Raw genomic sequence first — 21,514 nt, forward strand, 5'->3', positions numbered from 1 at the left:
GTGCTCGCTTGGGGAGAGTCAGGCCGCGTCCGGCGGGCCGTCAGCCGAAGGCGAGACCGATCCGTTCGGCGCGACCGGCAGGCGCGAGAGCCGGTGAAAGCGCGAGAGGTTGAAGCCACGCCCCTGAACCTCACCGGCGGGCACGGCGAAGAGATCGATGCCCTCTTCGCTGGGCGCCGACGGGGCGGCCTCCCGGATGGCGAGGAGCGCTTCGCCCTGCTCGCGGTGCGGCAGGAGGCGCGGCGCACGATCGGTGTGTCTCTCGAAAGTCATGGCCAGCCCTCGGTCAGGTGTATTTGAAGGTGAAGGCGAGCGCGACGCTCACGGTGGCGATCAGGGCGATCTGGGCGCTGATCTGCCGCCAGCCCCAGCCCTTCCTGTCCATCCAGAGCAGTGGACGCCTTCAAGTCGGCGCGACGGGCTCCTCGGAGATCACGAGGTGGAGAAACGCCCGGCAGTGCTCGCCCAGGTGTTTGATCACGGCGTGGTACTCGTCGTCATCGGAGCTGATGTTGTGCCGGTCGAGGACCATCACGCCGTCGGCCAAGCCCTCTCGGAGCTGCCGCTCGGCTTCCCGCCAACCAGGTCGATCCCAAGGCGGCGTGTAGACGCCCTGGCTCGCACTGGACGCCGGGAAGTACGTCGTGGTCACCGGGACAGCCACATCGTGGAGCCGGGCGGCGATCGCGTAACCGAGCTGGTCGGCCTCAGCCTGCAGCGTCCCCCAGTCCTCGTCAGGTCGGGTTCTCGGACTCGGTACCAAGCTGTACGCCAGCACGCGCAGCGGCTGATCGTCCTGCGTGTCAACGACCTGTCGGTAGAAGTGCTGTCGGATGCCTCGGAGTTGGCCAGCTCGGGACTGGCGCTTCACCGGGAGAGGTGCGGGGCCCTCTCGGGTGTCATTGCCAGCAATCGGCGACCCACCGCCCGTATGCTTCTCACGCCCCCGGTCGAAGGCAACGAGGCTCAACACGTCGGGTCCGTGCTTGACTGCGTCGTGCGGCGACATGGGGGTGCCTCCGTGAGAGTGGGGATGACCGCGTACGTAGTTCGGCCGCCGTCCGCGACGCCCCACCGAAGCGACAGGCAGGCGACGAGGTGCAGCCCTCGACCACCGAGGCTGGCGGCACTTGCACGTCGTCGCCTCGCCGGTGCGGTGCTGTCGTCGGTGACTCGGATTCGAAGCTCGTGGTCGTCGTGTCGCAGTCGCAGTCGGACATCCCCGGAACCGTGGATGATCACGTTGGATACCAACTCCGAGACGACGAGCCGGGCGTCTTCTGCCGGCGCCTCCGGCAACGACCACTGCTTCAGGACGGTGGCCGTGGTTCGTCGTGCTTGAGCGACGTGCACATCCATCGGCTCCATGGCCATCTCGAAGACGTGAGAGGCCAGCGGACACCGAGCGGTCGCGGCGCCGACGACGTGGGCGCCACCGTCGTCGCCCCCAGGTCGGGGTGGCGTTGCTGTCCGGTGCGTGGTCAAGCGCACATCGCACCGTGGCTGCGCGATCCGGAACAGGGGAAACCGGAGGGGGGAAATTTTTGTCAAGGGGGGAAAATCAGGGGGGAGTTGAGGGGAGTATTGGCTTTCTCCCACGGATAGGGGTCAGGCTCATGGCAGTGGATCCATTTGCCGAGCTGCTCCGTCACCTGCGGCGTAACGCGAATCGGACGCAGGACGAGCAGGCCGGTGCGATCAACGCCGCTTCCGGCCGGGCAACGATGACCCGCCGAGAGGTGAACCGGTACGAGAACGGTGCCAACGTTCCGACGGACCACACCCTGGGGAACATCGCTTTGGCCTGTGGCGTCCCGCTGGAGCCGCTGCTGCGCGAGGCGAAAGCCGCCCGCGCAAGGCGGCGAGAGAAGAACAAGGCCGAGGCGGAGGACCTGGACGACGTGAAACGCCGAACGCTGCTGGGAGGTGCAGTCATCGGTGCGGCTGCGGCTGCCGAGCCGTGGGGCCGGCTGGCCTACGCACTCAGCAAGGGTTCCAAGATCGACCCTGAGTCCGCGGGGGTGCTTATCGATCATGCGGCCCGGTTGCACGTGGACGAGCTGAACGAGAGCGCGCTCAGCCTGCAGTCTCGGGTCGAGGCGCACTTGGACGCGATCACCGCAGCCCTCCCCCGCGCCGGAACCCACGAGCGAGCGCTGACCATCGCGGCGGGAGAGACCGCTGCTCTTGCCGGATGGGTTGCCTGGGACCTCGGCGCGCACGACAAGGCCACTTCCTATTACGGAGTGACCTCGGAGTGCGCGAAGAAGGCTGGGCACCCCCTCTGCGCGCCCTGGCTCTGGGCTACGCGAGCTACGGTGCGCCCAGCCCTGCTAAGGGCGCTGGAGATGCTCTCGCAGGCAGCTCAGGACGTACGCGGACGTAGCAATGCAACCGCCGCAGCATGGGCCCTGGGCCGGTACGCGGAGGAGGCCGCTCAGTCGGGCGATGACGCCGCCGCCCTTCGCGCGCTGGACCAGGCCAGGTTCGCCTATGACTTCGCCGACCATACGAGCGAGCAGGCGTGGGTCCGCTTCGTGACGCCGTACCGGATGGACTCCTTGACCCTCTCGGTCTACGGCGAACTCAAGCGTCAGGAGCTGACGGCCACGGCCGACTCCGCAGTCGAGCGCCTCGGCGGTGGACTACCCGAGTCCGGTGTGGTCGTCCTGGGGGACCTGGCGTCCGCACTTCTGCGCGGCGGCGACGTAGACCGCGGGGCCTACGTCGCGCACCAGTTCGCAGCAGCGGCGGAGTCGAAGCCCAACACCATGGGCCGTCAGCGGGCGCAGACCATCGCTGCCGGGCTTCCCGACACCGAGCATGCTCTGGCCAGCCACCTGCTGACGTTCGCGACGCTGTGAAGCGTCCAAGCGCACGGGCTCGGTGAGAGCGAGGCGCTGCGGTGGTGACCTCTACTGCGGACGCGTCTCGTCGACGACCCAGGACAAGTACGCCTCCGACCCTCCGGTCACAGGCAGCGTGACCCACTGGGGGACGTCGTACGGGTGCCTCTCGTGCAGCCATGCCTCAAGCGTGGGGAGGCGATCCGCCGACGTCATGTAGGAGATCCGCCACTCCTGAGCCGCTTCGACCTTCCCCTGCCACCAGTAGAAGGCGGTGATGGGCGCATCGATGTGAACGCCCGCCGCCAGTTTGCTCTCAACAGCGCCTCTGGCGAGGGTCTTCGCCTGCTCCTCGTCGTCACTCGTCGTCTGCGCGATCACGATCTCGGGGTCCATGCGGCTACCTCTCCACCTCGGGTACCACGACCCTACCCATGTGTTCGACGCAGGCCAGCGAGAGGGGCGGAGGCGGCCCGCAGTGTTCGAGCCGCCATGATCTGAAAACGCCGGGCGCGCGAATCTGTTCCAGGCCTGCCGGGTTCAGCGCCCCCAGCCGACCGTCCCTGGGGAGCAGTCGAAGTGTCGCCGCCTCGTGGCGGCAGCACGGCGCCCAGTCGGTGCCGGGCGAGAGTGGACCTTCACCCGCGAGTGGGCGAGCATTACGCGCCCGCGCCCTCACGCTTCGTACGGGGCCTCCGAGCGAGAGTCCTCCGAGTCAGCGGCCTCTGCCTCAGCTATCTGTTCGGCGATCTCCCTGCGGATGGCCACCGTGTCCGCAGGAGACCACCCCGAGCCGCTCCCGAAAGGCAGCACACGGTCGTGGGGCTGGTACAGCTCCTCGCTTTCCAGACTGCGGCGACAGGCGCGGCACTTCCACGGACGGCGCAGGGTGATCCACTGTCTGAGCCCGCACCAGGGGCACAACGCGAAGTACGCGCTGGGCCCGTGAGCGGCAGCCCAACTGGCGTAGCCCGACCGGCTACGAGCCACGTTGATGTCGCCGTGGGCGCGTTCCGCGACCCAGCCAAGGAGGACCATCTCGCCACCGGGCCACGCGCAGGCGCAGGGGCCGTCGCAACGGCAGGCGCGCGCCTTGCCCAGCTCGACGGCCTTCTCCTTGCGGGGGGTGGCTGGCCCCTTGACCTCAAGCCATGTCCCGATCTCGGGCAGCCAGAAGTCCGGCAGGTAATGCGCCCCTGACGGCAAGGTGAATTGCTCGGGCTCGTACCGCCAGAGGATGCTTTGGGTGTCGAGGGTGCGGGCCCAGTCGGCTTCGAGCCGAGAACGGAAGGTGGTGCCGCTGTACACCGTCGATACGGCCTCGATGGGCTGGCCCTCTTCGGGGAGGTCCGTCACGGCGTCTCCGTTCTGGGTCAGTTCTGCGCCGCCCCGCAGTTTGACCGCTAACCTCGCGCTTTCATGAAGCGAGCTGTCCGACGGGTGGTCACGTAGGCGAGACGCGCTTCTGAACAGCAAGAATACGGCTTCTCTACTTTGTTGGCCATCACCGAGCTCGCCCTCAACAATGGCGAAAGGCTCCACTCACAGGCCGGGTCGGTGCTGCTGGCCGAGATGGTCCGCAAGTCCGGTCTGAACACCGCGATATCGGTGGCACTCACGCCGTGGCGCAAGCCGCGGGCCGTGCACGATCCGGGGAAGATCCTGCTGGATGTGGCCTTGGCCGTCGTACTCGGCGGGGGCTGTCTGGCCGACATCGGCATGCTGCGGGCCGAGCCGGATGTTCGGCCCGGTGGCCTCCGATCCCACAGTCTCCCGTGTCATCGACAGACCCGCCGCATCCGGCCCGAAAGCCCACGCGGCGATCCGGGACGCACGTTCCCGAGCACGGGGCGGGTCTGGGAGCTGGTCGGTGCGAACAATCCGGCCACCGACGGCCAGGTGATCGTGGACATCGGCGGAGTGCTAACCCTCGCGCACTCCGAGAAACAGGACGCCACCGCGACCCGGATGAAGACCTTCGGCCACCACCCCCTCGTCGCGTTCGTCGACCACGGCCAGGCCGGGTCCGCGGAGCCGGTGGCCTCCCTGCTGCGGCCCGGCAACGCAGGCTTCAACACCGCCGCGGACCACATCGAAACCGCCCGACTCGCCCTGGCACAACTCCTCAAGGCTCTGCGGCTGGGACGGCAGACACTGATCCGCACCGACTCCGGCGGCAGCATCCACGCCTGATGGGCAGTGGCTGTCGTATTCCGTCGGAATGACCATCACCGACGCCATCCACCAGGCCGTACTGAAGATCCCTAAGAAGGCGTGGACGCCAGCCCGAATACCCCGGCGGCACCGAACGGCCCGGCGCCTGGGCCGCGGAGATCACCGATATGCCCGACCTGGGCACCTGGCCCAGAGGGATGCGGCTGGTCGTCCGGGAGGAGCGGCCTCACCCCCGGAAAGCCGCACCCCACACGCACAGCGTCCCCGTCAGCGAACTGATGAGAACTCATGAACGATTGAAGCTAACCTCCGTTCCATGCAGTTCACCCTCGATGGCGAATCCTTCGAGCTGACGCCCACCCTTGTTCGTAGGCGTCTCGCTGGTCACGTGCCCGAGGAGATCCGCGAGTACTGGGTCGAAGTAGATGGTGTGCATTGGCCGGTCAAGCAGGTCATCTCCCTTGCGACAGGTGCCAAACGCAGCCGGTTTCAGTCGCATGCCTCTCGGCGGTGGCTGCAGAACCTCGGGTTCTTGATCGGTGCCGGATCCTCGGCCACCGAGAGCGGCTCAATCCCGCGGCTGACCGGCGCGTCTCGTCGTGGGCCTTTCGACGAGTCCCAGCTCAAGGAACTGGAGGCACTCGACGTCCGCGTTGCGTTCTCGTGGCTGAGCGCCGGCCCGATCACGCTGGACGAAGCCGGCCTGCCGAGGTTTCCCGGACTCCCGCGAGCGCCAGGGCTCTACCGCTACGATTTCGGTGTGGACGACGACGGCATCCGCGTGCTCTACATCGGGGAGTCCGTGGAGCTGGCCAGGCGAGCCAGCAACTACCGCAACGCCAAGACGGATCGCTCTAGTCAGCGCACCAGCCGCCGCATCCACAAGGAGATCGTCGGCCACTTGGAGTCCGGTGGTTCGATCGCATTCGCCATCGCAACGTCAGTCCGCTGGGGTGACGATGTCGAGCTGGACCTGCGGCTCAAGTCCGCCCGTCGCCTTGCCGAGAACGCTGCGGTGCTCCTCGCGCAGTCGCAGTCCAGGATCCGCGTGCTCAACATCGACGCGGAGCTGGGATAGGGCAGCGAGTGAGCAGTCTTCCGGACCTTCGCTTCCTGCTCTCGATCAACAGCGAGAACGCGTGGAGCGATCTGCTCGCCACCCTCATGAATGCCGACCAGGCGATCACCCGCTCCGTCCTCGGCATCGACGCTGTTGGCCCGCTCCAGATCCGTCGGGAGGTCTCGAAGTCGCGGGGCCGGAAGGCATCGGATCGCCCCGACCTGGTGGTGGAGGCGAACGGTCAGGTTGTCGCTGTCGTCGAAGTGAAGCTGCTTGCCGGCCTCGGAATTGAACAGTTGGAGCGGTACTACAGATACGTCGCCGAGGAGGACCGAGACGACTGCCGGTTCGTGGCGGTCTCGCTTCAGCGCATCCGTCTCGACACCACCCATGCCCAGGACTGGCAGAACCTCACCTGGGAGGAGCTCATCGCTCCCTTCGCCTCGTCCCCGGTACCGTGGGCCGCGACGACCGCGCCAGCCTGGACGAGCCACATCCAGTCCCAGGTGCCGGAGGTGGATGGCCACACAATCTGGAATCAGATCGACGGTATCGACCTGTACCTCGCCCTCCGGCTTCGTGCTGCCTATATGTACGACAACGTCGCCTTGCCCGGCGGCTCATCGAAGGCCATCCGGGAGATCGGCTCCGGTGGCCTGTACGTCGCGATCGTGGACGCCCCGATTCCGGGCAGCGGCTACACCGTCCGTTGGGACGCCACCGAGAGCTTGCCGACTCAGGAGGTTGGCAAGCTCGTCGACAGCAGCGGGCTTCACGGGGTCGACTTCCGCTTCTTCCTCGTGCAGCAGCGAGTCACCTCCTCCAAGGCCTTCGACTGGGATCACCTGGCGCTGCTCTGGCAGGAGTACCTCGCCCGAGAGGACTGGATTCCGTGGAGACCCCATCCGCCGCGCAAGACCTTGCAGTGGGAGAAGGATGGCGTGGCTAGACTCAAGGCGCTCGGTGCTCCAGCGTTCCTCGGCGCTGGCTACGGCGAGAAGCAGGCCAAGCTCAGCGGTGAAGTCGAGTTCGGCGCGCGCTTCGTGCTGCTGCCCTCAACCACACTCAAGGAAGCCACCGAGGTACTCAGCAGGGTGGCTGTGATCGGGTCCCGGATGGCACAGCACGCGACTCAGCCGCAAGGGAGACTGTGATCGCATTGATCGACGGAGAATCTGACAGCGGCGATGCAGGGGTGGACGGATAGATGATGGGCGACTTTGGACCCGACCGCTTGCGGCAGCTCTTCGGCGACCCGAACGAGAACGGGGTCTACCTGGTCGGCGTCGTGGAGTTCTCGGACGATGCGAGCGAGGACCAGTGGTCGTACGTCGGGAACACTCAGATGGGGACCCTGAAGTCAGTTGCCAGCAGGCTCGGCTATGAGCGGCGTGACATCAGGATTACGGAGCCCTACCGAGAGCCTGGCCGTGGGGCGCTGCCGGACGGAACAGAGCTGGCAGTCACCTCGACCACCGTGCCGGGGAGCGCATCCTGGCATCGGAGTAACCGGGAGCCAACGCCGGAGGAACGGCTCCGGTGGGCAGGGCATCCAGTGCCGCCGCCACCTCCGCCCGAGCCGGTGCCGGTCGGTCCCAACATGGAGACGGCGAGGCCTCGGATCGAGGAGCACCAGGGCGAGGTCTTCTACACGAAGACCGGCAAGCCCTTCACCTACCGGACCAACCACTACACCCTGGTCATCGTCGAGAGCCGGCGCAACGTGCAGTGGCACGAGATCAGGTCAGCGCTGGAGGCATGGCCGATCGCGGGGCCGTCGGAGATTCCACGATGCCCCGAACGTTCTGGGCGGTACGTCTACGGGATCGTGTCCGACGAGCGGATCCGGCAAGGGGACTGGTGACAACCTTGGACCTGCGGCTCTGTGGCGGCTGATGCGATGCTCGCCGAACCTGCCAAATCGTCGGACGCTGCAGCTACGGTCATGAGTGAGGTTCTACTACCGCGACTTCCTCGTCGACCGAGCGCCGAGGAAGACCCGAGCACTGACGAGGACGCATGGCCGAGGACCAGGAGTACGACGAGGTCGACGCAGTTGTTCGTATCCCCAAGGGCGAGCACCTCGCCGACTCGCGGAAGAGCAAAGGCTGGAGCCGTGGGTTCACTCCCAAGACGAGTGACAAGGGACCGGAGCACGTCGAGATCCGCCTGAAGGCCGAAAAGGAGTCAGGTTTCACAGAAAAGCCCGAGATCGTCTACGTCACCGAGTACGTGGAGGATCAGCGTCCTCAGCTCACCCCCGGCCAACAGGCCGTGGCTGACATCACGGGCCAGATCATCGAGGGTCTCGTAGAAATCGCAAAACCTCACGTTGCCCACTGGTGGCACACCCGGGTCGCGCCGGTCCTCGTTGCCAAGGGCGAAGCCTTGGTGCTGAAGCAACAGGCCCGCAGAGCCCAGAAGAAGGCCTTGCGGGCCGGGGCCACGACGACACCTCCTGCTGCCGTCCCGGGGGTCGAGGCGGACGCGCCTTCCCAAGATCTGGCCACCGCGCCCAGCGACCCGAAGGTCACTGTGACGAGCCAGCAGTTCCAGCAGATGTTCATGACTTGGCTCGCTCGTGAGGACGCCCAGCAGGCGCTCTGGAGCCTCATCGTGAATGCCGAGGTCGAGGATGGGGGTGCTGCCACCCTGGCATGGCAGCAGGATCTGAAAGAGCTTTCGCCTGAGCAGCGAACCGAGCGGGTCATGGAGTTCCTCGCTACCAACCCCTCGATTCTGGAGGACTTCGCTCGTCAGCTCATGGGCAGCATGGCCCTCGGGCTCAGCGAGACGACTCTGAGGCGCGACCGGGCGTAGGGCCGTGCCGTTTCAGGATGGCGCGTCACTAGAAGGGGCCTCCGACCTGCGTCGGAGGCCTTCTCCAAGGCAAAGCCGCTGGTGGCGTCAGGCGAGTCGGGCTGTACGCCGGGTTCTGTCGCCCGACCAAGGACAAGGGCACCAGCCAATCTTGGCCGATCAGGTCGCGCGATTCACCGCTTGAGCTTCCAGCCATGCCTCTACCTCCAGCCAGCGGTAGCGCAAATAGCGGCCGACCTTGTGGGCTCGCGGCCCCTGGTGTCGGTGATTCCATATGTAGACCGTATTCAGAGGTACGCCCAGGAAGTCGGCCAGCTCCTCCGCGCTCATCAAGGGACAACGGTCCCCCGCGCCACTGGCGGCTTCTTCCGCACGGGCAGTGGTTCGACGCATGGGCACTCCAAAACGGTTCGAAGCGGGCAGGAAAGACCCACGTGAGCGGTACTCCGCCGTGGTGGTGGGCCGAACGTTTGCATTGAATTCCGGCCGGACCAAACAGAGGGCCTTTCGACGAAATGCCTACGACTCTTGCGAACTCTCGAAGGACACAGGCGAATCTTCGCTGAGCCCTCGTCGAGCCCTCGTCGAACCCTCAGCGAGCATTCGTCTAGGTGAAATCTTCTCTACCACTCTGCGCCCTTTGTCGCGAAGACCCCAAGAATGCATTTGACATCTTCAGCTCTCCTGGATCAACATCCAATTCACACAGGGGCGCGATGAACGGGCAGACAATCTCGCCGTCGACGATGGCCCTGCTTCAAAAGAGTCCACAAATAGACTCAAAGGGCCGTTGGAACCTAGGAGTTGAGTCGATGCCGTACGACCGCTGGCACAAGTCACGCCCGAAAGACGGGGAGTCGACCTGCAAGGAACACGGCAAAGTTCCGACGCGGGATCACGGGACGGGGAAGCGGTGGCAGGCTCGATGGCGCAACCGGGAAGATGTCCAGCAGACGGAGCTGTTCCGCACCGAGGTCGAAGCCCGCAGGCATGAGACCAAGATGCGGTCCGGAGTGGACGACGGTTCATATATCAACCCTCGCGCCGGAGAGGTCAGGGTCGGTGAACTCGCCCTTACATGGCTCAAGGGGCACGAATACAAGAATCCACGAACTTACCGACGCCACAAGGAGCGAATTTTCCTGCACGTCGTTCCTACCGCAGTCGGGAAGATGCGCGTAAAGGACGTGAACGCCTCGTCTTTGCTGGACTGGCTGCACGACCGTCGCAGGCTGCTCGAAAGTTCCACGCTGCGCCTGGTCTTCGACAATCTTCGGGCTGTCTTTGACCTGGCCGTGGACGACAGCCTGATACACAAAAATCCGTGCCTCGCCAAATCGGTGCAGGACGCCAAGCCGAAGCGAGGAGGTGGCGGCCGGGCAGAGCTGACCCTAACGTGGGAGGACACCGAGAAGATCCGTGCCGAACTTCCCGACCGCTACAAAGCACTTGTTGACTGTGGTCGCGGCCTGGGTCTTCGGCAAGGAGAGATATTCGGCCTGTCACCAGAAGATATCGACTGGGCGCATCCAGACGGCGCCATGGTGCACGTGCAACGGCAAGTAGTCCACGACGGCTCGTTCCTCGTATACGCCCTCCCCAAGGGCGGAGACGACGAGGACCCGAAGGACCGGTGGGTCGAGCTGACCGACGACGTGGCCATTCCCCTGCGCGAGCACATGCAGAAGTACCCGCCGGTCGAGGTGACCCGACCGTGGGGCAGCAAAGGCGGCGACCCGGTCACGGTGCGGCTGATCTTCTACACCCGGGAGAAGACCGCCATTCAGTCGAATTGGTTCAACTCCTACCGCTGGAAGCCCGCCCTGGCGTCGGCCGGCCTCATCAAGCCCCTTGAGCCCGGCGCGAAGGGACGACGCTGGGAGAAGTCCCGCGACGTGATGATGCACGCGCTCCGACACCTGTACGCGTCGATGATGATCAACGGCGGGGTAGACGTGTACACGCTCGCGGACCGACTCGGACACGCCGATCCTGCGTTTACCCTGCGTAAATACGTGCACTGGGTCGTGGGAGCCGGTTCCAAGGTCCGCGTCGCGGTCCGGAGCGCCTACACCAGGGCCGCGTGACTCCTGCTCCGTTCGGCTTGTGCAACTACCGTGCAAGATGATCTTCGGGAGGGGGCGTTTGCGCAGGTCAGAAGCTTTGTCTATGAGTTCCGGGACATCTGACCGACGAATATCGCGCCCCTGCCTGACCTGCGAGAACACAGGTCAGGCAGGGGCGCGGCGGCATCCGTGGGACTTCTCTGGCACTGTGCGTCTGAGCCCGTGCGCCCGCCCGAGGTAGGAAGTGGGAGTACGGCACCGTTCCGCCATTGCCGCGCGGCCGGCACACGCTCGGGCGCCCACGCATCGACCCTGCCGGATGCGGCAGCCGGCGGACCGACCGTGCTGGAGCGGCACGGATTGCGTGCGAGTCGGCGAGCCGCTTCTTCCAGTTGCGCAGCGTCTCCGTGCCCACGCCATTCAGCTGCTGGGCACCGAGATACGGAAGGATGTGCCGGCGCACCCGCTGCTCGATGCGCTCGATGGTGGACGGCTCTCCGCTCTGGGTCGGCCACCAGTGCGTCGCGATGTAGTCCTTGAGGAAGATGCCCCTTCCGGTGGTGATGCAGCTCGCGCCGGCGACGTCGAAGGTCACCTCCGCCCCCTCGTACGCCACCCCGACGAGCGTGACGTCTGCGGACCCCGACGTCGGAGCCCCGTACTGGGCTGCCGCCCGTAGCGCAGAGCCCAGTCAGGCCGGGCCGCCCGTCCCGGGGGTACCGGGCGTCGAAGTCCTCGTCGTGCCACAGGCCGTCCAGCCGGTCCCGTACCCACATCGCGGTCGCACCCCGGGGATTGCTCGCCCGGGCCACCCGGGCCCCTTCCGCCTGGGACTCTCTAGATCCCCGACAGAGTCTCTCATTTGGTGATGTTGCGCCTGGATTGACACCGTGTTGACTCTGTGGCGGGTGTGTTACGTCTCCCGCGACCTCTTGTGGAATTCCTGCGGAACCATCAATCTTTCGGCTGGCGCACCGAGTTGGCACCCCACCTGGAACTGTCCGATCAGCCCTGTATTTCCGATTGACATGCTCCTGTCGTAATCGGACTACGGAGGATGCGAAGCACAGCGAGCGGCCCCCAGTGGCGTGCGCTGCCTCCCCGCGCCTCGGCCCCACCCCACCATCAGCGCACCACCTCTTGAGGAGACTCTCACATGGCAGCAATGCGTCACGCCCGGCGAAGACTCGGTCTTGCCGGAATCGGTACGGCCGCCGCCTCGGCGCTCGTACTCGGCGCGGTCTCCGCGCTCCCCGCGAGCGCTGCCTCCCAGCAGCCGGAGGGCCAGATCCAGTACGCCGGCGCCGCCGGCTCTATAGCCAACAGCTACATCGTCACCTTCCACGGCTCCGCCGCCAAGGCCGGCTCGGCCTCCGGCAAGGCGTTGGCCAAGGAGTACGGGGCCAAGATCGAGAGGACCTACACCAAGGCCCTCAACGGCTACGCGGTGAACCTCTCCGAGGCGCAGGCGAAGAAGTTCGCCGCCGACCCGTCGGTCGCCTCCGTCGTCCAGAACCGGACCTTCCACGCCGACGCGACCCAGACCAACCCGCCGTCCTGGGGTCTGGACCGGATCGACCAGAAGAACCTCCCGCTCGACAGCAGGTACACCTACCCCGACTCCGCGGGCCAGGGCGTCACGGCGTACATCATCGACACCGGCGTGCGGATCACGCACAGCGACTTCGGCGGACGCGCCTCCAACGGTTACGACGCCGTCGACAACGACAACGTCGCCCAGGACGGCAACGGCCACGGCACGCATGTCGCCGGCACCGTCGCCGGCACCTCGTACGGTGTCGCCAAGAAGGCGAAGATCGTCGCCGTGCGTGTCCTCGACAACAACGGCTCGGGCACCACGGCGGGCGTCGTCGCGGGCATCGACTGGGTGGCGCGGAACGCCGTCAAGCCGGCCGTTGCCAACATGTCGCTCGGCGGTGGCGCGGACAGCGCGCTCGACACGGCGGTCCGCAACGCCATCGCGGCCGGTGTGACCTTCGCGGTCGCCGCCGGCAACGACGGCCTGAACGCCTCCAGCTACTCGCCCGCCCGGGTCACCGAGGCCATCACGGTCGGCTCGACGACCTCCACCGACGCCCGCTCCAGCTTCTCGAACACCGGCACGGTGCTGGACATCTTCGCGCCGGGTTCGTCGATCACGTCGTCGTGGAACACCAGCGACAGCGCCACCAACACCATTTCGGGTACGTCGATGGCGACCCCGCATGTGGCGGGCGCCGCGGCCCTGTACCTGGCGGCCAATCCGACGGCCACACCGGCCCAGGTCTCCTCGGGCCTGATCTCCCTGGCCAGCACCGGCGTTGTCTCCAACCCCGGCAGCGGTTCGCCGAACCGCCTGCTCAACGTGCCCGGCGGCACGGTCACCCCGCCCGGCGCGAAGTTCGAGAACACCGCCAACTACACGATCAGCGACAACGCCACCGTGGAGTCGCCGGTCACCGTGAGCGGTGTCGCGGGCAACGCCCCGGCCTCGCTGAGTGTGCCCGTGAACATCGTGCACACCTACACCGGTGACCTTCAGATCCAGCTGATCGCCCCCGACGGCTCCGCCTACACGCTCAAGGCGTTCGGCACCGGCGGCAGCGCGGACAACATCAACACCGTCTACTCGGTGAACGCCTCCTCGGAGGTGGCCAACGGCACGTGGAAGCTGCGGGTGACCGACAACGCCACGGCCGACACCGGGTACATCGACTCCTGGGCGCTCCAGTTCTAGAAGAGAGGATTCCGTCCCGGCAGGGGATCTGACCGGGGCGGAGTCATCGCGGTGACGTGCGAGTTGTGCCGGTCTGCAGAGGCCCGGCGTCCACGAGTGTGCCGACCTCCTGGATCAGCGCTTCACCGTCCTGCGGAAATGGCCGATGCCTGATGGACCGCACGGTCCATCAGGCATCGCGCCGGTTCAGGGTGGACTGCGCCGAGCGCGGCCGAGGCAACGAAGACGTCCCAGGACGCCGTCGCCGACTTCGATACCAGGCCGCACCCTCGACGGCGGAACCAACGGCCCGCGATCTCCCAGAAGCGACCAACAGCAGGCACAACTGCGCCCCCTCGCCGGTCCGGTGCAGGGCGCAGCTAAGGTCACACCTCGCGGATGCGGGTGCTCTCCGTCCAACGCTTGCGCGCAGCCTCGATCTCCTCGTGCGACCGCGCTTCCGACATCGTTGTCGAAGGCGCGGCCTGCACAGATCGCGGCCCTACGGGATGCGGCAAACCCCGAGGGAGCACCGCGCGCCGGGGCGTACGGTCGCCTTACGGCGTGTAGACGGCGTCACTGCCGTACAGCTGCCTGGTGAACGCGGAGACGTCGGCGCTGCGATCGGCGCCGTCGAGGTTGTACGTCAGATAGACGCCGTACCCCTCGCTGACGGTGCGGCGGGCGAGGTCGGCGGCCGTGCTCTGTGAGGTCCGGCCGATCTCGACGGCCGCCGGCGACAGCTTCGACTTGGGCAGTGCGATGCCGGGGACCTGCCAGCTGCCGTAGTACGGGTTCCAGGCGTAGTCGAACTTGGACGAGAGGTCGACGCCGCCGTAGGAGAGCCGCGACGCGGCCGGGCCGATGTTGTAGAGGCTGATGATCTTGTCCGGCATGTTCGCGCGCAGCGCAGTCACCAGGTGGACGAACGAGCTGTCGTTGGGCTGGCCGGTGCCGTTGTTGCCGTACTCGGCGTACTCGTCGTCGAAGTCGATGCCGTCGAGGCCGTACTTGGCCACGGTGTCCGACAGTTGTTTGGCGAACGCCGAAGCCGCTTGCTGAGTCGGGAAGTTGGCGAAGCCCGCGCCCTGGTGGTTGCCGAGCACCGAGAGGACGACCTTGATGCCCTTCTGCTGCAACGGCCGTACCTCCGTGGCGGCGTTGTCGAGGACGCGCTGCACGTTCTCGTTGAAATGCAGATACGCCGCCTTCGTGCCCGTGTCGTAGTTGATGTTCGCCGCGAAGATCACGGCGACATCGAAGGCGTTGCCGCCGCCGCTGGCGAGGGTGTACTTGCCGACGTTGAGTATGCTGTTGTTGTTCACCTCGACGTACGCCACCGAGGTCGGCCCCTGTTTCGCGGGAGCGGGCGCGGGAGCGGGGGCAGCTACCGCGCCGGTCGTGGCTGTCGTGCCGAAGGCGAGGGCGGCGACGGCCGAGAGCGCGAGCGCGGCCGTCCGCACTCTGCTCCGTACCAGAGTGAACATCGTTGATCGGTCTCCCATCGCATGGGCCGGCGCCCGGCCTGTTCGAAAGTGCCGAGTGTGCGCTCCAAGGTTTCCGCTCCCGTGACCGAATCCCGAGAACCTTGTACGAACTCTCACGAGTTCCACGTACGTTCCACCCCAACCCGCCATCTGAACAAGGGAGTTGGTGCGTCCAGTTCCACGGTCCACATGCTCCCGAGGGAGATCGGCCGGCCCTCCGGAATCCAGGCCGTGTCGGAAGCCGGGCGAGGAGCGCGAACCCATCACGCCCGCCCGCATCACCGGCACTTCGCGTCTGAGCCGCGGCCCCTGCGGACCTCCGTCCGGGCCCGCCGCCGTCCGGGCTGCGGCTGGGCGAAGATCGCGTCAACGGCGGCGGTGCCTCGTCCGCCCGCCCGGGGTAGGAATGGGAGTACTTCCGCAAGGTGAACCCGGGGTCGGAGTGACCCAGCCGGCGCGCCAGGGAGACGACAGATTCACCGGCCTCCAGTTCCTCGGAGACGTAGAAGTGACGCAGGGCGTGGAAGTCATGCTCCCGGGACGGCGGCTGCGGAATCCGCGCCGGCACTCGCCGTAGGGTGGCCTGGTGTTCGATCGCTTGGAGATCAGTGTGCTGCCGCCGGGGCCCCGGTTCGGTGTCCATCTGCGCTTCTGGGTCAACGGTGAGGAAGTGGTGGCAGGGGCGGTTGGCGAAGGGGGCTGCGGCCCGTTGGCCAATGACGTGTTGCCTGCCGGCCGTCGCAGTCCCCTCCGTGCGACAGGCATGCCGCGGCGTGTGGAGCTGGGCGAACCCGTGTGCACAGGTGGCTGCTGCGGTTTCCTGTCCGTGGTCGTACAGCGAATCGGCGACATCGTGCAGTGGTCGGACTGGCGGGTTCCATCCTTGGAGGACCCGCCACTGGAGTTCCACTTTGAAGCCTGTCAGTACGACGCCGAACTGGCTCGCGTGGAGGCGGACCGGTGGTGGCGTATCTACACATAGCCAGCGTCAGTCGGTGCCCCGCTCGGCTGACAGCCGAGGCACTTGGACTTCAGCAGCACACACTCAGCCTTCGAAGCCGGCGAGTCGGTCAGGGGTACCGCCGGGCGCGGGGTGGCGGGCAGTACTCGGGTGAACGCGTGCGAGGGCTACCGCCGGGCGCTCGCCGCGCATGCGGCCGCCGCGCCCGTCCGTAGCGCCGACCCGGGCATCGCGGAAGCGGTGGAACGGCAGACCCGCGTGCTGCGCGCGCTCAGTCGCCACGCGTTCCCCGAGCCCGGGACCGTACCGGACGTCGAGCCGGCCCGCTCGACGCGGTCCGTACGCAGCGCCGCCGCCAGGCTGCGGCGACCGAGGCCGCCGCCCTGAGCCGGGCCCGTGCCGAGAAGGCCCAGGGTTGGGCGCCCGGTCCGTGGCATAGCCTTTCGCCATGGCAGATGGTCAAGCGGACCTCGAACTTCTCGCATCGGGCAAATACGTCCTGATCACCACCTTCCGTCGGGACGGCAGAGAGGTCCCGACCCCGGTATGGGTGATCCGTGACGGTGACGCCCTCGGTATCTGGACGGTCGCCGCCTCCGGCAAGGTCAAGCGGATCCGCAACCGCGCCGACGTTCTGGTCTCTGCCTGCGACATACGGGGCAACCCCTCGGGCGAGCCGGTCCCGGGACAGGCAGAGATCCTCGACGGCGGGCAGACTCGGCACTACCGCAGTCTCCTGGGCCGCAAGTACGGGCTGCCGGGAAGACTCACGCTCCTGGGCAGCCGCCTGCGGCGGGGCCTGGACGGGACCGTCGGCATCCGGATCACCCTCGACTGACCGGGCGGTACCGGTGCGAGGCATGGAGCAGACTCCGCCCATGCCGGACAGCTTGTGACCTGGGCGAGGACCTACAGACAGCCTGGCCTCCTGCGAGGCACAACGCGCTACTGGCAGATCAGCGGCAGCACGGGGAAAGTGTGGCTCTGCCAGATCAGGCGGGAGGGCTCTTCCGGGTAGGCGGTGACAGCCGACGGGGTGTCGAAGCGCTGAACGAGGCGTTGATCGGAGTCGTAGGCGGGCCAGCCGGGGTCGCCGTGGGTGGCGAACGAAGTCCATGCGGCGCGCATCCGGGCGGACAGGGCCTCAGCCTCGGGTGAAGGCGTTTCACCGATCAGCATGGCAGGCTGGCCGCGGTCCAGGTTGCCGAAGACGAGTGGTACATCGAGGCCGTGGCAGGCGCCGAAGGCGCCGCCCATTCCGGGGGCCGGCCAGGTCAGCTCGTAGACATGCGCACGGCCGCCGGCAGCTGTCTGGGCCTCGGCGAGGTGGAGCGACGGCATGCGGAACAGCCAATCGGAATGGACCAGTTCGTACAGCTCGTCCGGGCCCGCTGCCGGGAAGGCGTCACGGTAGCGGCGGGCTCCGTCCGGGCCGGGTGCGAAGACATGGAGGGCGTTCGCCGCCTGCTCCTCGCTGACCTCACCGAGCAGACCGCTGATGGCGGTGAACAGGCGCTGCTCGTCGCGAGTGTGGCCGACGAGGAGTTCGATGTCGCGGCCGGCGCCGTCGGTCAAAGCCTGCCACGGTGTGACAGCCAGGACCTCGCCGTCGACGACGGGAGAGAAGAGGATTGTTCTGTGCGCGGGCTGCCCCCAGCGTTCTGCCCACTGGTCCATCTTGGCGCTGACCGTGTCAGCGGCGGCGGACAGTTGGCGTGGGGCAACGCTGGACAGGTCGGCCACCGTGGGCCGCAGTCCCAGCTCGGCGGCGCAGGCGGCAGTGATGTCCGCGGCAAGCTCCGGCGAGAAGAACGTGCCCGGCACGCTCTGTGCGACGGCCCGGCGGAAGAGCCCGGCTGCCCGCGGCATGGCCAGCAGCGCGGCGACCGATCCTCCACCCGCTGACTCGCCGAAAAGCGTGACCTGGTCAGGGTCGCCGCCGAAAGCCCGGATGTTGTCGCGCACCCACTCGAGAGCCGCGACCTGGTCGAGCAGAGCCCGGTTGGAAGGAGCGCCCTCGATCTGCGCGAAGCCCTCAATACCCACGCGGTAGTTGAACGTCACCACGACGACGCCACCGTCCCGCGCGAGCCGGCCACCGTCGTACTCGGGGAGGCCGGACATGCCGATCATGTAACCGCCGCCCTGGATCCACACCATCACCGGCAGTGCCGCGTCCGGGTCGGGTTCGGGCGACCAGACGTTGACCGTCAGCCAGTCGTCGCCCGCGTCCTGCGACGCCGCGTCCGCGCCGAAATGCCCGCCCTGCGGGGGCGGCGGGCCGTACGAGAGGGCCTCCCGCACTCCGCTCCAGCCCCGTACCGGTCGCGGCGCGGCGAAGCGCAACGCGCCGACCGGGGGCTCGGCGAACGGGATGCCGCGGAAGACCGCCACACCCGCCTCCCGGGCGCCGCGCAGCTTCCCGGCCACCGCGCGGACTTCGGGTCGGGGCCCGGATGGCTGGGACTCGGAAACGGTCATCACAACTTCCCTCAAGCGGGAGGAGAGGGCACGCGGCGGCCCCGGACCCGCAGATAGTCCACCACGGGTGGGATGCCGCGCCAGCGATTTACGGATGGCTTGGGCTGCTGGAGCCGGGTATCCGCCGTCCCGGACTTCGTCGGCCGTCATTCGGTTGAGAAGGAGTGTCCCGTGGCGATGACTTTTTTCCAGGGGTGAGAGTCTCTTCATCGAATGCCCTGCCGGGCACCCACGTGCTCCGGTGCGGTGCGGGGCACGACTCGTATCAGGAGGCCGTCCACATGACTGGTTCGGAACTGGCAGCAGATCGCAGCCCGGGGGCGGGAGTCTGGCCACTGATCCACGCTGAGCGAGCGGCACTGGTAGCCGATCTTGAAGGTTTGTCTGACGATCAGTGGGCGACGGCCTCACTGTGCAGCGAATTGACCGTGCGCGAGGTGCTGGCGCACCTCACCGCGTCGGCGAGTCTCAATTCGGTGCGCTGGCTGGCGGGTGTGATCCGCTGCCGATTCGACTTCGACAAGCAGGTAGCCATGAGACTGGCCGAACAGCTCGGTGCAACCCCGGCCGAGACACTTGAGCGGTTCCGGCGTGTTGTCCCCAGCAGAACCAAGCCTCCCGTCCCTGCCACGGCCATGCTCGGCGAGACAATCGTGCATGCGGAGGACATCCGGCGCCCGCTGGGCATTCGCCGCGACTACCCGATGGAGACGGTCACACGGGTAGCTGAGTACTACCAGGGATCGGATCTTGTGGTCCCTGCCAAAGGACGCATCGGTGGCCTGCGACTGGTCGCAGATGACGGTCCCTTCAGGACCGGGTCCGGGGCGCTCGTGTCCGGCAGGACCTTGGCGCTGATGATGGCCATGACCGGACGCGCGGCGTACCTCGAAGAGCTGGAAGGCGACGGTGTTGAACGCCTCCGCGAGCGCTGTGAAACAGCGTGACGGCGGTCCCGGTCACCCGGCGAGGGTGAGGCGAAGGTGTGCTCGACGCGGGCGCGGACCTTTCGGTGGCAGCGGTTGTGTTCCTCTTTCCCAGCCGGCAGCAGATGCCGTGCCCTGCCTGACCTGGGAGAACGCAGGTCAGGCAGGGCGCGGCGGCATCGAACGCTCTTCTAGCTGAGGTGCTTCGCGATCTCCCAGCTGGCCGCCAGTTCGACATCACCGTTGATTCTCACGTCGATCACGACCGGACCGTCCTCGACCGCCAGTGCCTTGTCGATCTCGCCGAAGTCGTCGGGGTTGCGCACGGTGAAGCCCTTGGCGCCGAAGCCGGCCGCCAGTTTCGCGAAGTCGGGCTGGGGGGTGTCGGCGTACGACGGGTTCAGCTTCTTGTGGACCAGGTCGTGCTTTTCCTGGCCGCCCGCGTTGTCGTTGAAGATGACGACCGTGAGCGGCAGTTTGTGGCGTACGGCCGTCTGGAAATCGGCGACGTTCATCATGAACGACACGTCTCCAGTGACGTGCGTGACACGCTCACCCGGCCGCGCGAAGCAGGCTCCGACGGCGGTGGCCAGTCCCTGGCCAATAGCGCCGAAGTCCCAGCCGAGCCCCCAGTTCTCGGCGCACGGTACGGTCAGCATCTTCGCGTAGATCATGCCGACATGGCCGCCGTCCACCACCAGGATGCGGTCGTCCTTCGGCAGCGCGTCTTCGAAATACTCCGCGGCTCGGCGGGGATCCGACGAATCCCCGTCCGCGTAGTCGATGTCCCCGTGCTTGCTGTCCTGGATACGTTGCCGGAGCCCCGCATCGGCCTGGCGCGACGCCGAGGCCGCACCGAGCCGGTCCGTCAGGGCCGCCACAGCCGTTTTCGCGTCGGCGGTTATGCCCACCGTGACCCGCGCGAACCAGCCGAAGGCGTCCTGCCGGTCGTCGATCTGAATGATTTTCTTGCCGTTCTCCATGATCTTGCCGAAGTCGGTGGTCCACTCGTTCAGGCTCGCGCCGACGACCACCATGACGTCACTGTCGGCGAGTGTGTTCACCGTCAGGTCGGACCCCAGTCCGCCGCTGATTCCGAGATACAGCGGATAATCCGCACAGAATCCCGATGCGAGAAGAGAGACCGCGACAGGCGCACCGAGATGCTCGGCCAATCCGCGCACCTCGGCCTGGGCTTTCGAGTTCACCGCGCCGAGTCCGCAGAGAATGCTCGGCTGCTTGGCGGAGGAGAGAATCCTTACCGCCTCTTCGACGTCCTGGGAAGTCGGCGGTTGGGGGGCTCCGGACTTATACATGGGCTGATAGTCCCAGCCGGTGTCGGGCATCTCTGTCTGCTGAATATCCTGGGGCAGGTTCAGAATGAACGGCCCTTTACGCACTTTGACCTGACGGAACGTCTCACCAAGGCAGTAGTCGACGTTGTGGACCGAATCGAGCCGAACGGTGGCCTCGGTCGTGAGTTTCGCGAGTGCGTGCTGGTCCACCATGCCTTGGGGGTTGTACGGGTCACGGAGAGAAGAGTGCCCGGCAAGCACCAGAAGGGGGGTCCGATGCAGCCGCGCCGCTACCAACGAAGTCGTCGCGTTGGTAAGGCCGGGCCCTTGGGTGACCGAGGCGAGGCCGGGTTTTCCGCTGAACCGCGCGTAACCGTCGGCCATGCCCACCGCACCGGACTCGTGATGGGCATGGACGAACTTCACACCATGCCGTTCGCCCAGGTCCACAATCAAGTCCTGGTTCGCGTCACCCATTACGGCGAAGAGGTGGTCGAGTCCTTCGGCAGCGACCGCATCAGACACGGCTTGGAACGCCTTCATCGGAGACTTCCTCTCAGTCGGATTGCTGGTCGGGCACCGGAAGGCTGCAGATCTCGGACTAATCGTGGGAAACGGCGTAACTCGGCCCTGTTCGCTCGTGACTATAACCACCGGGCTGAGACGTCGCTGTGTCGACAC

The 21,514-nt window shown here is 66.8% G+C and carries 21 protein-coding genes and 1 pseudogene; 12 read left to right on the forward strand and 10 right to left on the reverse strand.

Annotated elements, in window-relative coordinates:
* Positions 1–18: 18 nt before the first annotated feature.
* The 3 genes from ACFVWW_RS07345 to ACFVWW_RS07355 all read right to left on the reverse strand — a co-directional run bounded on the left by ACFVWW_RS07345 (position 19) and on the right by ACFVWW_RS07355 (position 1,374).
* Positions 19–273, reverse strand: a complete 255-nt coding sequence (locus ACFVWW_RS07345; protein ID WP_386876433.1) for a hypothetical protein — start codon at positions 271–273, stop codon at positions 19–21.
* A gap of 130 nt (positions 274–403) precedes the next feature.
* The gene (locus ACFVWW_RS07350) at positions 404–1,009 is read right to left on the reverse strand and encodes a hypothetical protein (protein ID WP_386876435.1); all 606 of its coding nucleotides are present in this window, start codon (positions 1,007–1,009) and stop codon (positions 404–406) included.
* The gene (locus ACFVWW_RS07355; protein ID WP_386876788.1) at positions 967–1,374 is read right to left on the reverse strand and encodes an ATP-binding protein; all 408 of its coding nucleotides are present in this window, start codon (positions 1,372–1,374) and stop codon (positions 967–969) included. Before ACFVWW_RS07355 ends, ACFVWW_RS07350 begins: the two co-directional genes overlap by 43 nt.
* A gap of 242 nt (positions 1,375–1,616) precedes the next feature.
* Here ACFVWW_RS07355 and ACFVWW_RS07360 point away from each other — a divergent pair.
* Positions 1,617–2,864, forward strand: a pseudogene (locus tag ACFVWW_RS07360) (helix-turn-helix domain-containing protein).
* A gap of 51 nt (positions 2,865–2,915) precedes the next feature.
* Here the strand turns inward: ACFVWW_RS07360 and cutA are convergent.
* Positions 2,916–3,242, reverse strand: a complete 327-nt coding sequence (gene cutA, locus ACFVWW_RS07365) for a divalent-cation tolerance protein CutA (RefSeq protein WP_386876437.1) — start codon at positions 3,240–3,242, stop codon at positions 2,916–2,918.
* 279 nt (positions 3,243–3,521) lie between these two features.
* Positions 3,522–4,202, reverse strand: a complete 681-nt coding sequence (locus tag ACFVWW_RS07370) for a hypothetical protein (protein WP_386876439.1) — start codon at positions 4,200–4,202, stop codon at positions 3,522–3,524.
* 141 nt (positions 4,203–4,343) lie between these two features.
* On the opposite strand from ACFVWW_RS07370, the gene ACFVWW_RS07375 reads away from it, so the two are divergent.
* From ACFVWW_RS07375 to ACFVWW_RS07395, 5 genes are all read left to right on the forward strand, one after another.
* The gene (locus ACFVWW_RS07375) at positions 4,344–5,039 is read left to right on the forward strand and encodes a transposase (RefSeq protein ID WP_386876441.1); all 696 of its coding nucleotides are present in this window, start codon (positions 4,344–4,346) and stop codon (positions 5,037–5,039) included.
* Positions 5,040–5,337: 298 nt separating this feature from the next.
* Positions 5,338–6,099 carry a hypothetical protein gene (locus ACFVWW_RS07380; protein WP_386876443.1) on the forward strand — a complete coding sequence of 254 codons (762 nt, stop codon included), beginning with the start codon at positions 5,338–5,340 and terminating at the stop codon, positions 6,097–6,099.
* A gap of 8 nt (positions 6,100–6,107) precedes the next feature.
* Positions 6,108–7,235 (forward strand): PD-(D/E)XK nuclease family protein, encoded by a 1,128-nt coding sequence (locus ACFVWW_RS07385; RefSeq protein ID WP_386876445.1) that lies wholly within the window; start codon positions 6,108–6,110, stop codon positions 7,233–7,235.
* A gap of 56 nt (positions 7,236–7,291) precedes the next feature.
* A complete protein-coding gene (locus tag ACFVWW_RS07390) occupies positions 7,292–7,945 on the forward strand; it encodes a hypothetical protein (RefSeq protein WP_386876447.1) in 654 nt (217 codons plus the stop codon).
* A 155-nt stretch (positions 7,946–8,100) separates the two neighbouring features.
* The gene (locus ACFVWW_RS07395) at positions 8,101–8,901 is read left to right on the forward strand and encodes a hypothetical protein (RefSeq protein WP_386876449.1); all 801 of its coding nucleotides are present in this window, start codon (positions 8,101–8,103) and stop codon (positions 8,899–8,901) included.
* Between the two features lie 159 nt (positions 8,902–9,060).
* Here ACFVWW_RS07395 and ACFVWW_RS07400 read toward each other — a convergent pair whose 3' ends face one another.
* Entirely contained in the window at positions 9,061–9,294 is a 234-nt protein-coding gene (locus ACFVWW_RS07400) for a helix-turn-helix transcriptional regulator (protein ID WP_386876451.1), read from the reverse strand.
* Between the two features lie 419 nt (positions 9,295–9,713).
* On the opposite strand from ACFVWW_RS07400, the gene ACFVWW_RS07405 reads away from it, so the two are divergent.
* Positions 9,714–10,988 (forward strand): tyrosine-type recombinase/integrase, encoded by a 1,275-nt coding sequence (locus tag ACFVWW_RS07405; RefSeq protein WP_386876453.1) that lies wholly within the window; start codon positions 9,714–9,716, stop codon positions 10,986–10,988.
* A gap of 67 nt (positions 10,989–11,055) precedes the next feature.
* Here ACFVWW_RS07405 and ACFVWW_RS07410 read toward each other — a convergent pair whose 3' ends face one another.
* Positions 11,056–11,562, reverse strand: a complete 507-nt coding sequence (locus tag ACFVWW_RS07410) for a hypothetical protein (protein WP_386876455.1) — start codon at positions 11,560–11,562, stop codon at positions 11,056–11,058.
* A 561-nt stretch (positions 11,563–12,123) separates the two neighbouring features.
* Between ACFVWW_RS07410 and ACFVWW_RS07415 the strand changes: the two genes are divergently transcribed.
* Complete coding sequence (locus ACFVWW_RS07415) at positions 12,124–13,704, forward strand: S8 family serine peptidase (protein WP_386876457.1); 1,581 nt, start codon at positions 12,124–12,126, stop codon at positions 13,702–13,704.
* A gap of 536 nt (positions 13,705–14,240) precedes the next feature.
* Here the strand turns inward: ACFVWW_RS07415 and ACFVWW_RS07420 are convergent.
* Positions 14,241–15,170, reverse strand: a complete 930-nt coding sequence (locus ACFVWW_RS07420; protein ID WP_386876461.1) for an endo-beta-N-acetylglucosaminidase H — start codon at positions 15,168–15,170, stop codon at positions 14,241–14,243.
* A gap of 586 nt (positions 15,171–15,756) precedes the next feature.
* On the opposite strand from ACFVWW_RS07420, the gene ACFVWW_RS07425 reads away from it, so the two are divergent.
* From ACFVWW_RS07425 to ACFVWW_RS07435, 3 genes are all read left to right on the forward strand, one after another.
* Positions 15,757–16,152, forward strand: coding sequence for a hypothetical protein (locus ACFVWW_RS07425; RefSeq protein ID WP_386876463.1), 396 nt, complete (start codon positions 15,757–15,759; stop codon positions 16,150–16,152).
* A 111-nt stretch (positions 16,153–16,263) separates the two neighbouring features.
* On the forward strand, positions 16,264–16,518 hold the full coding sequence (locus tag ACFVWW_RS07430) for a hypothetical protein (RefSeq protein WP_386876465.1): 255 nt from the start codon (positions 16,264–16,266) through the stop codon (positions 16,516–16,518).
* Positions 16,519–16,579: 61 nt separating this feature from the next.
* Complete coding sequence (locus tag ACFVWW_RS07435; protein WP_386876467.1) at positions 16,580–16,969, forward strand: PPOX class F420-dependent oxidoreductase; 390 nt, start codon at positions 16,580–16,582, stop codon at positions 16,967–16,969.
* Between the two features lie 107 nt (positions 16,970–17,076).
* Here the strand turns inward: ACFVWW_RS07435 and ACFVWW_RS07440 are convergent, their stop codons facing one another.
* A complete protein-coding gene (locus ACFVWW_RS07440) occupies positions 17,077–18,612 on the reverse strand; it encodes a carboxylesterase/lipase family protein (protein WP_386876469.1) in 1,536 nt (511 codons plus the stop codon).
* Between the two features lie 281 nt (positions 18,613–18,893).
* Here ACFVWW_RS07440 and ACFVWW_RS07445 point away from each other — a divergent pair, with 281 nt between their 5' ends.
* Complete coding sequence (locus ACFVWW_RS07445; protein ID WP_386876471.1) at positions 18,894–19,559, forward strand: maleylpyruvate isomerase family mycothiol-dependent enzyme; 666 nt, start codon at positions 18,894–18,896, stop codon at positions 19,557–19,559.
* A gap of 170 nt (positions 19,560–19,729) precedes the next feature.
* Here ACFVWW_RS07445 and ACFVWW_RS07450 read toward each other — a convergent pair whose 3' ends face one another.
* A complete protein-coding gene (locus ACFVWW_RS07450; protein ID WP_386876473.1) occupies positions 19,730–21,376 on the reverse strand; it encodes a thiamine pyrophosphate-binding protein in 1,647 nt (548 codons plus the stop codon).
* Positions 21,377–21,514: the final 138 nt, after the last annotated feature.

The organism is Streptomyces sp. NPDC058198 (assembly GCF_042882605.1).
GTDB lineage: Bacteria > Actinomycetota > Actinomycetes > Streptomycetales > Streptomycetaceae > Streptomyces.